The organism is Achromobacter sp. UBA2119 (assembly GCF_002331005.1).
In the GTDB taxonomy this organism is placed as follows: Bacteria; Pseudomonadota; Gammaproteobacteria; order Burkholderiales; family Burkholderiaceae_B; genus Achromobacter; species Achromobacter animicus.
Map to the genome: position 1 here is coordinate 313931 of NZ_DCYD01000015.1, position 14102 is coordinate 328032.

Consider the following 14102-nt stretch of genomic DNA (forward strand, 5'->3'; position numbering starts at 1 on the left):
ATCACGCCCATGCCTAATCAAAACAAGGCGAACATCGAAGACATCGAGCAGCGATTGCTGCTCGATGCGATCTATCACCGCTACCACTACGACTTCCGGGAGTATGCGCAGGCTTCGCTGAAACGCCGCCTGCGCACCGCGCTGAGCGAGTTCGACTGCAAGACGCTGTCGCAGCTTCAGGACCGCGTGTTGCACGAGCCCGCCGTGTTCACGGGCCTGCTGCAATACCTGACGGTGCAGGTCAGCGACATGTTCCGTGACCCCAGCTATTTCCTGGCGCTGCGTAACGAGGTGGTGCCGATCCTGCGCACCTATCCCTCGATCAAGGTGTGGGTGGCCGGGTGCAGCACGGGCGAGGAAGTCTATTCGCTGGCTATTCTGCTGCACGAGGAAGGGCTGCTGGACCGCGCGCTGATCTACGCCACCGACATCAATCCGCACGCACTGCGCGCGGCCGAGCAGGGCGTTTTCGACCTGGAGCGCGCAGCGGCGTTCACGGCCAACCATGCGCAGGCCGGCGGGCGCAATTCGTTGTCGCACTATTACACGGCGCGGTATGGCCGGGTGGTGTTCGACAAGACGCTGCGCGAGCACATGGTGTTCTCCGATCACAGCCTGTCGACCGACAGCGTGTTTGCCGAGGTGCATCTGGTGTCGTGCCGCAACGTGCTCATCTACTTCGAGCGCGACCTGCAGGACCGGGCGCTGGGCCTCTTTCACGATGCGCTGGTCCACCGCGGATTCCTGGGCCTGGGGTCCAAGGAGTCGGTGCGATTCACGGCGCAGGCCGACGGCTTTGACGAATTCGTGATGGCCGACCGCATCTACCGTAAAAGGGCCGACCTGTGACCACGCGCGGGCCGGATCTGTCCGTGGACGCTTCGGACGCCTGGGACGCAATCGTCATCGGCGGCTCGTCGGGCGCTATCGACGCCCTGAGCGTTCTGCTACCGGCGCTACCCGCAGGCCGTCAGGCGAGCGTGATCGTGGTCCTGCACCTGCCGTCCGACCGCCGTAGCCTGCTGAGCGACATCTTCAGCTATCGCTGCGCCTTGCCCGTGCAGGAAGCGCAGGACCAGCAACCGATCCAGCCTGGGCACGTGTATTTCGGGCCGCCCGGCTACCACCTGCTGGTGGACCGGGGGCCGCGCCTGGCGCTGTCGATCGACCCGCCGGTGCATTTTTCACGGCCGTCCATCGACGTGCTGTTCCAGTCCGCCGCCGATTGCTATGGCGAGCGGCTGCTTGGCGTGCTGCTGTCCGGCGCGAATGAGGATGGGGCCGAAGGCCTGGCCGCCATCCATGGCGCCGGCGGCCACGCGCTGGTGCAGGCGCCGGCGTCGGCAGCGGTACCCACGATGCCCGACGCCGCCCTGACGCTGGTTCCGGCGGCAAGGGCGCTGACGCCCGACGAGATTGCCGCCGTGTTCGCGCAGTTGCCCACAAGGCGGCTGCCCTGAAACCCAAACGCATTGACACCATGATCCTGACATCAGCCCCATCCCGCGACGACCGCATCAAGTGCCTGCTGGTCGACGACGTTCCGGAGAATCTGATTGCGCTCGAGGCGCTGCTGGCCAGCGACCGTGTCGAGGTGCTGAAGGCCCAGTCTGGCCCGCAGGCGCTGGAACTGCTGCTGCGCCACGGCGACGTCGCGCTGGCGCTGCTGGACGTGCAGATGCCCGACATGAACGGCTTCGAACTGGCCGAGCTGATCCGCGGCAGCGAGCGCACACGCCACATTCCGCTGATCTTCATCACCGCGGGCTCGCGCGAACAGAACTGGCAGTTTCGCGGCTACGAGAGCGGCGCGGTGGACTTTCTGTACAAGCCCGTCGACCCGTACATGCTGCGCACGAAGGCCAACGTGTTCTTCGAATTGCACGAGCGCAAGCGTGCACTGGCGCAGCAACTCGAAGAGCGCACCGAAGCGCTGCGGGTCAACGAAATGTTCATGGCCGTGCTGAGCCACGATCTGCGCACGCCCTTGCAGGCCATCATCATGGGCGCCACCGTGCTGCAGCGCCAGGGCGACGACGAACGTGTGTCAAGCCTGGCGCGGCGCATGCTGCAAAGCAGTGAGCGCATGTCGTGCCTGATCGAAGACCTGCTGGATGTGACGCGTATTCGCCAGGCGGGCGGGCTGACGCTGGCGCCCTCGGAACTGAACATGGGAGCGCTGGTCGAGCGCACGCTGGACGAGGTGCGCACGGGCTTTCCCGATCGCCAGGTGGCGTCGCACTGCCGTGGCGACGCGGCCGGCGCATGGGACGGCCAGCGCATTTCGCAGGTGATCGCCAACCTGGTGGGCAACGCCTTGCACCATGGCAGCAAGACCGCCCCGGTGCGCGTCGAGGTCAATGGCGAGGACGCCAACGAGGTTGTCGTCACCGTATCCAATGGCGGCACCATTCCTCCGGAGCTGCTGCCCCATCTGTTCAACCCATTCCGCAGCGGCGCGCGGCGGCCCGGCGGTCACCACGGACTGGGCTTGGGCCTTTTCATTGCGCAGCAGATCGTGGTGTCGCATGGCGGCTGCATCAGCGCGGACTCGCGCGACGACGTGACGAGTTTCCGCGTGGCCCTGCCGCGGCGGGCGGCGTCGGCAGGCGCGGCGGTGATCGCGCGGCCGCGCGGCGACGCGACGCCCGCCTAGGGCGGCGCAGACTGTCCACCGCATCCAGCGGTGGACAGATCATCCGGTGTATCCACATCGGCGCATACGCCCGCATCATCGACCGCCAGCTCGGTCACACCATGACGGGCCAATACGGAACGTGCGCCCACATCTCCCGCCAGCGCCGCAAGCGCCGGCCAGATCGATCGCTGAAACGCGACCGGGTGGCCGCGCTGGCCCTGCCATGTCGGCGCGACGATGGGATGCTCCTTTGCCGCTTCTGCAACGCGCAGGAAGGTATCCGCGCGGATCCAGGGCATGTCGCCAAGCGCGACAAGGCAGGATTGCACGTCCGGGCTTGCGGTGCGCATGACGTGCCGTGCGGCCGCTGCAAGACTGTCGCCCATGCCACCGTTCGTGCCATCGGCGTAAGGGCCTATCGTGACCACCTCGCATCCGGCTTGCGCCAGGAGTGCCGCGACGCAGTCGTTGTCCGCGCGGACGACCGCCACGACGCCGGCCGCCGCGGCCAGCAGGGACGACGCGGCCGCCATGACTACAGGTGTGCCGTCTGCAAGGCGCGCCAGCAGCTTGTCCTGCCCCGCGGCCGCGCTGGCAAAGCGCCGCCCGTGTCCGGCAGCTAGCAGGATGCCCACGCAGCGAATGCGCGCGGCGCTGTCCGGATTGGTTTCGAGATCGAACATTTTCTTGTCAAACGGGCGTGGCGGCCGGGCGGTTCCCGTCGCTATCATCGATTGACGACGATCTTATCGGGAAATCCGCCCCGTTTTCACGCGAGACGCAGCGCGGCCCCCGGCGTGCCGTGGGCGGCGCCGCCAGGAACACGGTTTGCTGATAGCGCGCGCTGATGGCGAGCTGCGGCCCGCCGAATGCTCAAAGGAGTTCCAGCCTTGGAAAATTCCATCGATATCAAGATTTCGCGGCGCAATCTGCTCAAGGCGGGCGCCGCTTCAGCCACCGCACTCGGGACAACAACCATGTCCGCAGCCCAAAGCGCCGCGCCGGCGCACAACCTGACCACCACGGTCACGCTGCACGTGAACGGCCGCACGCATGAATTGGCGCTGGATGTGCGCACCAGCCTGCTGGACGCGCTGCGCGAGCACCTGCACATGACCGGCACCAAGAAGGGCTGCGATCATGGCCAATGCGGCGCCTGTACGGTGCTGCTGGATGGCAGGCGGATCAATGCCTGTCTGACGCTGGCCGTCATGCACGACGGCCAGCAGATCACGACCATCGAGGGGTTGGGCACGCCGGGCGCGCTGCATCCGCTGCAGGCCGCGTTCGTCAAGCATGACGGATACCAGTGCGGTTACTGCACGCCGGGGCAGATCTGCTCTGCGGTCGGCATGCTGGACGAGGCCGCAAGCGGGATGCCCAGCCATGTCACCGGCTCGTTGACCGAGCGCCCGTTGCTGACGCCCGAGGAGATCCGCGAACGCATGAGCGGCAACATCTGCCGTTGCGGGGCGTATTCCAACATCCTGGACGCCATCGAAGACGTCGCGGAGGGCAAGGCATGAGATCGTTCACGTACGAGCGTCCCGGCACCGATGCCGAAGCTGCTGCCAGCGCGGCACGCGAGCCGCGCACGCGGTTCATTGCAGGCGGCACCAATCTGCTGGACCTGATGAAGATTGAAGTCGAAACGCCCGTCCACCTGGTCGACGTCAACGGCCTGGGTCTGGACCGCATCGAACCCACGGACGATGGCGGGCTGCGCATCGGCGCCGTGGTGCGCAATGCGGACCTTGCCGCCCACGACGTGGTGCGGCGTGATTATGCGGTGCTGGCGCGCGCGCTGCTGGCTGGCGCGTCGGGACAGATCCGCAACCGCGCCACGACCGCCGGCAATCTGCTGCAACGCACGCGCTGCCCGTATTTCTACGACACCAACCAACCCTGCAACAAGCGCGTGCCCGGCAGCGGCTGTTCCGCAATCGGCGGCGTGTCGCGCCAGTTGGCGGTGATCGGCGCCAGCGACGCCTGCATCGCCACGCATCCCAGCGACATGGCTGTGGCCATGCGCCTGCTGGACGCGAAGATCGAGACGGTTCGGCCCGACGCCACGCGGCGTGTGATTCCCATTGCCGATTTCTATCGCCTGCCGGAAGGCACGCCGCACATCGAGACCCATCTGGCGGCCGGCGAACTGATCACCGCGGTGGTGCTGCCCAAACCGTTGGGCGGCAAACACCTCTACCGCAAGGTGCGCGACCGCGCGTCGTTCGCCTTCGCGCTGGTGGCGGTGGCCGCCGTCGTGCAAGACGATGGCACCGGCAGGGTGGCGCTGGGCGGCGTGGCGCCGCAGCCCTGGCGCAGCGAAGCGGCGGAAGCGTATTTGCCGGACGGCGCGGCGCGCGTGACCGATGCGCTGCTGTCCGGCGCCAAGCCGACGCCGGATAACGGTTTCAAGCTGACGCTGGCGCGCCGCGCGCTCGGTTCGGTCTTGATGGAAGCGAGGGCGTGAACTCATGAAATTCGATACTCCCGCGACACAGAACCCGATCGATCAGCTCAAGGTCGTGGGCCAGCCCGTCGATCGCATCGATGGACCGCTCAAGACCAGCGGCCAGGCCCCTTACGCGTACGAGCACCACGACATCGCGCCGAATCCCGCGGTCGGCTACGTGGTGGGCGCGGGGATTGCCAAGGGCGCCATCACGGCCATCGATACCGAGCTTGCGAGCCGGGCGCCGGGTGTACTGGCCATCGTGACTGCGCAGAATGCCGGCAAGCTGGGCAAGGGCAAGATGAATACGGCCACGCTGCTGGGCGGTCCGGACATCCAGCACTATCACCAGGCGATTGCGTTGGTGGTGGCCAATACGTTCGAGCAGGCCCGCGCGGCCGCCAAACTGATTCGCGTACAGTACGTTCGGCGCGAGGGCGCCTTCGACCTGGCTGCGCAGAAGCGGGACCACGGCGACGCCGGAAAGCACATCCCGAAGACGGACGCGGGCGACTTCGACGCTGCGTTCGCCGCGGCGCCGGTCACGGTGGATCACACCTACACCACGCCCGACCAATCCCACGCGATGATGGAGCCGCACGCCTCGCTTGCAGTCTGGAAAGGCGACAAGCTCACGATATGGACGTCCAACCAGATGATCGCCTGGGGGCGGTCCGATGTGGCCCGGACGCTGGGCATTCCCAAGGAGAATGTGCGCCTGATCTCGCCTTACATCGGCGGCGGCTTCGGCGGCAAGCTGTTCGTGCGGGCGGACGCGTTGCTGGCGGCGCTGGGCGCCCGAGCGGCCGGCAGGCCGGTCAAGGTGGCGTTGCCGCGTCCGCTGATCATCAACAACACGACGCACCGACCCGCCACGATCCAGCGCATCCGGTTGGGCGCGGGGCGCGACGGCAAGCTGACGGCGATCTCGCACGAGAGCTGGTCCGGCGACCTGCCGGACGGCCAGCCCGAAGAGGCCGTGCAGCAGACCAAACTGCTGTACGCCGGCGCCAACCAGCGCACCGCGCTGAACCTGATGACGCTGGATCTGCCCGAGGGCAATGCGATGCGCGCACCCGGCGAGGCGCCCGGCATGATGGCGCTGGAAATTGCCATCGACGAGATGGCGCAGGCGCTGGACATGGACCCCGTGCAATTTCGCGTGCTCAACGACACGCAGGTGGATCCCACCGATCCGTCGCGGCCGTTCTCCCAGCGGCGTTTCGTCGAATGCCTGCAGACGGGCGCCCGGCATTTCGGCTGGGATAAACGCGATCCCAAGCCCGGCGCGCGGCGCGAAGGGCGTTGGCTCATCGGGCTGGGCGTGGCCAGCGCCTTTCGCAACAACCTGGTGACCAAGTCGGCCGCGCGCGTGCGGCTGGATGCGGCGGGGCGCGTCATCGTCGAGACCGACATGACCGACATCGGAACGGGCAGCTACACCATCATTGCGCAGACCGCCGCCGAGATGCTGGGCGTGCCGCTGTCCCGCGTGGTGGTGCGGCTAGGCGATTCGGCCTTTCCCGTATCCGCAGGCTCGGGCGGGCAGTGGGGCGCGAACAGTTCCACGGCGGGCGTGTATGCCGCCTGCGAAAAACTGCGGACGCTGATCGTGGAGCGATTGGGATTCGACGCGCAGGGCGCGGTATTCGCCAACGGCGCGGTCACGGATGCCAGCGGGCGCAGCGCGCCCCTGACGCGCGCGGTGTCGGGCGGCGAGCTCATTGGTGAAGACGCCATCGAGTTCGGCGACCTGGACAAGAAATTCCAGCAGTCCACGTTCGGCGCGCACTTCGTGGAAGTGGCCGTGGACGCCGCCACCGGCGAGACCCGCGTGCGCCGCATGCTGGCGGTCTGCGCCGCAGGCCGCATCCTCAATCCCAAAACGGCGCGCAGCCAGGTCATTGGCGCGATGACCATGGGTGTGGGCGCGGCATTGATGGAGGAGCTGGCGGTTGACCATCGCGCGGGATTCTTCGTGAATCACGACCTGGCAAGCTACGAGGTCCCCGTCCATGCCGACATTCCGCGCCAGGAGGTCATCTTTCTGGCCGAAGACGATCCGGTGTCATCGCCCATGAAAGCCAAGGGCGTCGGAGAACTGGGGCTGTGCGGCGTGGCGGCGGCGATTGCCAATGCGGTGTACAACGCGACCGGCGTGCGCGTGCGGGATTATCCCGTGACACTGGACAAGCTGTTGGCGCAGATGCCGTCCGACGCGTGATGCGATGCCGCCGTGCGCTATGCTGGCGCGATGACAAAACACGACTATCAAGACGCGCTGCGCCGCATCCTGGACGCGCACACGGCGGCCGCTTTGCGCACGCTGGCCGGCATGTTCGCGCGATTGCCCGAGAAGGCGCGCGAAATCCAGTTCGGCATCTTTCCCGACCAGGGCGGCGAGGGGACTTTTTCGGTGGTGATCGGCCTGGAAGGGCCGGATCTGTATGTGCTGAACAAGGCCATCGAAGGGTACCGCGATCTCTTTGACGTCGTGCACGGCGAAACGGGGTTGGAGCCGCCGGTGCCCATGTTCTCCAGCGAGCCGGCGTTCTGCGTGCAGGACGCGATCGCCGACGTGGCGGCCGATTGGGTTGAATCGTTGTGGGAGCAGGGCGGCCGCCTCGTATCGCGCGTGCCGGCGATGGTGTATGCCCAAGACGATTACGGAACCGACCTGCCGCGCGCATTGCCGGGGACATAAGCGGGTTTCGTTCAACACAGATCAAACAGTCCGGCCGTTTTTCGCCGGCGTGACATCAAGCCTATTTAGAATGCCGGCGGGCGCAGACCGCCCGGTGCGCGGCCATGCCGCGCGTCTCGAATCATTAAAAGGCTTGATCACTCATGTACCGTCATTCCCGCTTGCGCAGCCGCATCGCGCAATCGCTCCATCGTCTTTGCGCGCTGTTGCCTGTTCTTCTGCTGGCGACGCTGCTTGCGCCGGCCGCGCACGCGCAGTCTTCCGCGCCGCTTCAGTGCGGACTTTACGAGTACGACGGCGGAAGGGGCCAGATGCGGGTGCTGAGTTCCAACCTCATCCGCAAGAGTGCGCTGAACGGTCCCGAGCTGCTTTACTACAAAATCGAAAACGGCAAGCTGGGCTTCTATAACCTGGACCTCGGCCTGGACGATGAATACAAGCTTGCCCCGGACGGCAAGTCGATCGACGTGGGCTTTGAACAGGTCTACGTGCTGAAGACGCCCGCCCCGTGCGCCGCGCCCACGGAACTGCCGCAGACCAAGGTCTGGCCGCTGTGCTGGAAGGCCGGTTTGATGGAATGTCTGGACGCGTACAACGAGACGTCCGTCAAGGAGCTGGAAAGCATGTGCGCGAGCGGCCTGCCGTTCGTGTGCAAGAAACTGCCGGACGCCTGGCGCGAAGCCGGCGGGCAGGAACCCGGCGAAGGCGGCCAGCCCGCGCCGCTGGGCGAGGCGGCGCATAAGACGCTGCAGGCCGCGTGCCTGAAGGGCATCTCCGCCAGCACGTGCACGCTGGCGGCCGAAGAAGCCTGGACCGCGGGCCGATATCTGGATGCCCGGCCGATGCTGCAACATGCGTGCGCGGCGCCGATCGCCAGTCCTGATGCGTGCACGCTGGCCGACAGCCTGGCGCCGCTGACCGCCGAGGCGTTGGCGCAGGCCGCGCCGGCACAACTGCCGCAGGGCACCTTCAAGCGTCCGATCGGCACGTTGCGCAAGCTGGTCTTCGGGGCGGATGGCGTGGTCAAGGACGACGGATCGCTGACCATGAAGGCGCGCCGCGAAGGCGGCCTGATCAAGATGCAGCACAACCAGGGCGGGGACTTCGTCCTCAAGCCGCTGGGTGACCGCTTGCTGCTCGGGGTCGATTACTGGAATCGTCTTGCGCTATTCGTGCGCGCTGACAATTAAAGCCTGTCGCCATCACCCCGGCAGGCGGCGTAGCTGCAGCTTGCCGGTGGCGAAGGCGAATTCGTACGCCGCCCGTGATAGCCCTTGTCGAGCACTGCCCGATACTCGGCGCGTTGCGCTGCGGGGAGCAGGCTGATCGTCGGTTCCGGGGCAAGACCGGCGTGCGCAATGCGGCCCAGCGCCCGCCACGCCGCGTCGTCCAGCATGGCGCCGTCCTGGCGCAACGCATCCATATCCGCAAAGACCGCCACCCTCCAGCGTGCGCTGCCGTAGATGGACGTCGCCTGCAACGAGAACGCGTCGCCCTGCAGACCCAGCGCCTGCAATTGGGCCAACGCCGCCTTTTGCCGCGCCACGTGCCGGTCTTTTTCCTGGCGCGCGGCGTCGATGCGGCCGGTCAGCGTGGCCAGCCCCTCGTCCGGTCCCAGCCGCACCATGAATTGCTCGGTGTCGATGCGGTCCTGCAGGTAGATGCCGTATACGCCGTTCCAGCGGGCCTGCGGCGCGGACGGTCGCAGCGGACGCATGCTGACGATGTGCAGGTCGGCGCCGTAGTGGTCCGTGATCGTGCGTTCGACGTCGCGTATCGGGCCTTTGCCGGTGCAGGCGCCCAGCAATGCGGTGAACAGGCACGCAATTGCCGTCAGCCGCTTTCTTGTGTTTGTCATCGGGACTTCTGTGGCCGGCGCCCGGGCGGGCGCCGCTCGGCTGCAAAGAGCGCGAGTGTAACGAACCGGGCCACGGTGGCGCGGCTTTCGCCGCAGTACGCATTGATGGCGGACAAGCCGGTGGGGTATCCAGTCCCCGCCCAGGGAGGCGAAACATTCGCAACAACGTTTTACGACGGGCGGGGCACGCACGCCCCGTAGTCTCGCCAAGATGCATCGTCTGGCCTGCGACCATGTGTTTCAGCTGCCAATCCAGATGTTGCGATCCGTATGCAACCCGGTAGGATGCGCGCACATTGTTCCAGCCCATTTCCACCGAGGATCGATCCCATGTCCCTGCCGCGCCCGCGACTTGCTCTTTCTGCCCTGATGCTCGCCCTGACCCTGTCGGGCTGCGTCACGATCCCGGATTCGAACGGCGCGGGCACCGCGGACGACAAGCGTTATGGGCAATTGGTCGATCTGATCGGCGAGGCGATGAAGGACGGCATGGCGGTGGTGCTGGTCGCGGACCTGATGCCGCACGCCACGTTGAAGGACGCCATGAAGATGACGACGTGGACCGGCAATACCGTCTGGATGTTCGAGCCCGATCCGCGCATCACGTTCGGGCGCAAGTTCCAGAACAACTCGCTGCAACGCGACAAGGACACGACGTACCTGTTCAAGGCCTTCGAGGTCCACATCCTGCCGCCCGGCAAGTACCTGCTGACGGGCGGGGACGACTACAAACTCAATGCCAAGCTGGACGACATCGGCGCGCGCGCCGGCGCGGTGGGCTCGGGCCGTGGCGCCAACGGCACCACCTATCTGTCGCCGGAGCTGTATCGCGAGTTCTACAAAGAGACCAACTGGCACGAAGGCACGACGGGCAGCCAGACTCGAACCGAAAAGGTCTGCACGGCCGTGCACCGCGCATCGGGCGCCTGCGTGGCCTGGGGCGAGCAGCAGGTCACCGAGACCACGCCCGGATCGCGTGCCGGTTATTACGAAGACACCACGTCGCGCGACATCCCCGCCATCAAGGTGCAGTCGCGCGTGGTGCCCAAGCTGGCGCTGGCCAGCTTCACGCTCAAGGGCGGCGACCTGGTGCTGAGCCAGCGCATGCACATGAGGACGCCCAGCTACAAATTCAAGCAGTCCGCGTGCCGCGCAGTCGATCCGAAGATGATCGAATGCCCGCTGGAGGACTTCACGGTGCACACGTGGCCGGCGCCGATGGACTTCGCGCAGAAGTACTTCGCGCAGCGCACGAACCTGACCGACGCGCAGCGGGAGCTGCTGGCCAAGCTCAAGCCGATGCAGATCACGCCGTTGGGCAAGCAGGGCATGCAGGATCCGGTGTGGGGCGTGCCGCTGTCGCTGGGCAACCGGAAGTAGGCCGGATCGGTCCACAAGCTGCGGGCCGCTGGCCAAGTGCCGTGGCACCGCAGGGCATCCGTTTTCGCGCATAAGCGAATCGCGAAAATTTCATATTGAATGAGTTTGATTCTTAGTTATACTCGGACACATCTGTGCGGGCGGTCACGCCGTTCGTGCGGATCTCCGGTCTACGTACCAATGCAGCGGGCGTTTCGGCTTCGGCGGAACGTTTCGGTACGCCGGCGGGCCGGCGCATAACGACAATAAAAACCAGCGTTGACAGCATCACCCAAGCGCATTCCTCGAGCGACGACGCATCGACAGGTCGACCCGTCGAACGTCCGCCGCGCCCGCCGTCCTTCGTACAGAACCTGGAGCACTGCATGCCTGTCCCCGCCCGTCGCCGCAAGCTCGCGATCGCCTTGTCCGCCGCCCTGGGCGCGCCCACCGCTTTCGGCTCCTCCGCCTTCGCGCAGTCGTCCGGCGCCAATCCGCCGGTGCCCCAATTGCCCGCCGTCACCGTGACGGGCGCCAGCGAGAACAAGCCGGATGAAATGCCGCCGGTCTACGCGGGCGGCCAGATCGCGCGCGGCGCGCGGTTGGGCATGCTGGGCAATGTGGACATGATGAGCACGCCATTCAACGTGACGGCGTACACGTCGGAACTGGTGTTGAACCAGCAGGCGCGCAGCCTGGCGGACGTGATGGCGAACGATCCCGGCGTCGTCAGTGCGGGGCCGTGGTTTTTCGACAATTTCAATATCCGCGGCTTTGTCGTCAACCGCGCGGAGATCGGTTTCAACGGCCTGTACGGCATCGCCAATTCCGAAGGCGTGCAGCTTGAAGGCTTGGAGCGCATCGAAGTCCTCAAGGGGCCGAGCACGCTGCTCAACGGCAGCGCGCCGCGCGGCACGGCGGGCGGCGCGATCAACCTGGTGCCCAAGCGGGCGGACGACACGCCGCTGACGCGTTTTACGACCAGCTATGTGGGCGACGCCAACCTGGGCGCCAACGTGGACATCGGCCGGCGCTTCGGCCAGGACAACAAATTTGGCGTGCGGCTGAACGCGGCCTATCGCGACGGAGAAGGGTCGGTCGACAACGAGAAGCCGCGCGCCTCGAACGTGACGCTGGGGCTGGACTACCGTGGTGACCGGCTGCGCGCCAGCGCGGATCTGGGCGCCAGCAACCAGAAGGTCAGCGGCGCGCGGAACAATTATTTCGTCACGACCGCGTTTCCGCCGTCGGCGCCGCGCGGCGACATCAATCCGTATCCGTCATGGTCGTACCAGGACAAGGATTATGCGTTCGCCATGGTGCGCGCCGAGTACGACCTGACCCGCAACTGGAGCATCGGCGGCGCGTTCGGTCTGGCCGAGACGACGCGCAAGGCCAACTCGCCGTGGGGCGTCATCATCAACGACGCCGGCGACCTGGATTTCACGGCGTTCGGGCTGAAGGAACGCAACAAGACGCGCAGCGGCGAGCTGAACACGCGCATCCAGTTCGACACCGGCCCCATCAAGCACAGCGCTGTGCTGGCGGTGACCGACTATGACTCGAAGGTCAGCGGCTATCAGCCGCAGTCGTCGTGGAACGAGTTCAGCAACATCTATCATCCGACCAGCCTGTCCGAGCCCGACAACTTCAGCCTGGACGGCACGATGGTGCCGCAGAACGACATGACGTTGCGCAGCTATGCCATCACCGACACGTTGTCGATGCTGGACGAGCGCGTGCTGCTGACGCTGGGCGTGCGCCATCAGAAGATCGACGTGAATTCCTATGTCTGGAATACCGGCGCGTGGCAGTCCAACTACACCCGCAGCGCCAACACGCCGGCAGTGGGCCTCGTCGTCAAGCCGACCGACAGGCTTTCCCTCTACACCAACTACGTCGAGGCGCTGGCGCAGGGCGCCGTGGCGCCGGCCACCGCGGTGAACGCGGGAGAGGTGTTCGAACCGTTCGTATCCAAGCAGTTTGAAGTGGGCGCCAAGATGGACTGGGGCACGTTCTTCACGTCCCTGAGCGCCTTCCAGATCAAGCGGCCCAGCGGGTTCCTGGGCGCGGACAACGTGTATCGCCTGGCGGGCGAGCAGCGCAATCGCGGGCTGGAGCTGTCGGTGGCCGGCGAGGCCGCGCGCGGCCTGCGGCTGCTGGGCGGCTTGGCGTGGACGCGTGCCATCCTGACCGAAACCCCGGGCGGTGAATTCAACGGCGCCAAGGCGTCTGGCGTGCCGACGTGGTCGGTCAAGCTGGGCGCGGAATACGACATCGCGCAGGTGCCCGGCCTGACCGCGACGGCGCGCATGATCTACACGTCTTCGATTCCCTGGGACGCCGATAACAACGCTACCGTGCCGGCCTGGACGCGTTTCGACGTGGGCGCCCGCTACGCGACCCGCATCGCGGACCGCAACGTGGTGTTCCGGGCGGCTGTGGAGAACGTGTTCAACCGCCGCTACTGGGATTCGTCGCCCGCGTACCAGATGGTCACGTCCGCCGCGCCGCGCACGTACATGTTGTCGGCCAGCGTCGACTTCTGATGGCCGCAGGCCGGCATTGGCTGGGCGAGCGCCAGACCTGGGTCCGGCTGCACCGCTACGCCGGGTTGCTGACCGCGCTGTTCCTGACGGTGGCGGGGCTGACCGGCAGCATCCTGGCGTTTGGCCACGACATCGACGCGTGGCTCAATCCCGGTTTTCACCAGGCGCGTTCCACTGCGCCGCCGCTGGGCTTTGATGCGCTGGCGGCGCGCATCGAGGCATCGGATCCCGCGCTGCGTGTCGACTACGTGACGCACGATGGCACGCCAGGCCGCACGGCGCTGGCGTTCGTGTCGGCGCGGGCGGGACGTCCGCCGCTGGGCTATGACGAGGTGTACGTCGATCCCGGCACCGGCGAGATCCAGGGCAGGCGCGCGCGCCGCGCCTGTTGCTTGCAGGCCGAAAGCTTCGTGCCCTTCATGCTGCAGATCCATCACAGCCTGTATGTGCCGGGCTTGTGGGGATGGTGGTTCATGGGCGGCATCGCGCTGATCTGGCTGGTGGACAGCTTTGTGGGCGTTTACCTGACGTTGCCGCGC

Annotated in this window: 12 protein-coding genes and 1 pseudogene; 11 read left to right on the forward strand and 2 right to left on the reverse strand. The window is 66.4% G+C overall.

The annotated features are described in order from the left end of the window. Window positions 1-9: 9 nt before the first annotated feature. Genes B3098_RS15855 through B3098_RS15865 form a run of 3 tightly spaced genes read left to right on the forward strand, consistent with a single transcriptional unit; the run spans window position 10 to window position 2656 of the window. Complete coding sequence (locus B3098_RS15855) at window positions 10-849, forward strand: CheR family methyltransferase (protein ID WP_286897632.1); 840 nt, start codon at window positions 10-12, stop codon at window positions 847-849. Window positions 850-872: 23 nt separating this feature from the next. Then, on the forward strand, window positions 873-1460 hold the full coding sequence (locus B3098_RS15860; protein WP_286897634.1) for a chemotaxis protein CheB: 588 nt from the start codon (window positions 873-875) through the stop codon (window positions 1458-1460). Window positions 1461-1480: 20 nt separating this feature from the next. Beyond that, complete coding sequence (locus B3098_RS15865; RefSeq protein ID WP_286897636.1) at window positions 1481-2656, forward strand: hybrid sensor histidine kinase/response regulator; 1176 nt, start codon at window positions 1481-1483, stop codon at window positions 2654-2656. Here the strand turns inward: B3098_RS15865 and B3098_RS15870 are convergent. Beyond that, the gene (locus B3098_RS15870; protein WP_286897637.1) at window positions 2653-3321 is read right to left on the reverse strand and encodes a nucleotidyltransferase family protein; all 669 of its coding nucleotides are present in this window, start codon (window positions 3319-3321) and stop codon (window positions 2653-2655) included. The genes B3098_RS15865 and B3098_RS15870 overlap by 4 nt on opposite strands. Window positions 3322-3507: 186 nt before the next feature. Between B3098_RS15870 and paoA the strand changes: the two genes are divergently transcribed. From paoA to B3098_RS15895, 5 genes are all read left to right on the forward strand, one after another. Next, complete coding sequence (paoA, locus tag B3098_RS15875) at window positions 3508-4164, forward strand: aldehyde dehydrogenase iron-sulfur subunit PaoA (RefSeq protein ID WP_414631286.1); 657 nt, start codon at window positions 3508-3510, stop codon at window positions 4162-4164. Continuing rightward, window positions 4161-5111, forward strand: coding sequence for an FAD binding domain-containing protein (locus tag B3098_RS15880; protein ID WP_286897641.1), 951 nt, complete (start codon window positions 4161-4163; stop codon window positions 5109-5111). The genes paoA and B3098_RS15880 overlap by 4 nt, the downstream gene beginning before the upstream one ends. Window positions 5112-5115: 4 nt before the next feature. Beyond that, entirely contained in the window at window positions 5116-7317 is a 2202-nt protein-coding gene (gene paoC, locus B3098_RS15885; RefSeq protein WP_286897642.1) for an aldehyde oxidoreductase molybdenum-binding subunit PaoC, read from the forward strand. Window positions 7318-7347: 30 nt separating this feature from the next. Continuing rightward, window positions 7348-7797, forward strand: a complete 450-nt coding sequence (locus B3098_RS15890; RefSeq protein WP_286897644.1) for a DUF6389 family protein — start codon at window positions 7348-7350, stop codon at window positions 7795-7797. A gap of 143 nt (window positions 7798-7940) precedes the next feature. Beyond that, window positions 7941-8987 carry a hypothetical protein gene (locus B3098_RS15895; protein ID WP_286897646.1) on the forward strand — a complete coding sequence of 349 codons (1047 nt, stop codon included), beginning with the start codon at window positions 7941-7943 and terminating at the stop codon, window positions 8985-8987. On the opposite strand, the gene B3098_RS15900 is transcribed toward B3098_RS15895, so the two are convergent. Continuing rightward, a complete protein-coding gene (locus tag B3098_RS15900) occupies window positions 8984-9655 on the reverse strand; it encodes a hypothetical protein (RefSeq protein WP_286897649.1) in 672 nt (223 codons plus the stop codon). The two genes, B3098_RS15895 and B3098_RS15900, sit on opposite strands and share 4 nt — an antisense overlap. A 330-nt stretch (window positions 9656-9985) precedes the next feature. On the opposite strand from B3098_RS15900, the gene B3098_RS15905 reads away from it, so the two are divergent. The 3 genes and pseudogenes from B3098_RS15905 to B3098_RS15915 all read left to right on the forward strand — a co-directional run. Continuing rightward, the gene (locus B3098_RS15905) at window positions 9986-11035 is read left to right on the forward strand and encodes a hypothetical protein (protein ID WP_286897651.1); all 1050 of its coding nucleotides are present in this window, start codon (window positions 9986-9988) and stop codon (window positions 11033-11035) included. Between the two features lie 365 nt (window positions 11036-11400). After that, a complete protein-coding gene (locus B3098_RS15910; RefSeq protein ID WP_286897653.1) occupies window positions 11401-13563 on the forward strand; it encodes a TonB-dependent receptor in 2163 nt (720 codons plus the stop codon). Continuing rightward, a pseudogene (locus tag B3098_RS15915) lies at window positions 13563-14073 on the forward strand (PepSY-associated TM helix domain-containing protein); the annotation flags it as partial. The gene B3098_RS15910 and the pseudogene B3098_RS15915, both read left to right, overlap by 1 nt. Window positions 14074-14102 lie beyond the last annotated feature (29 nt).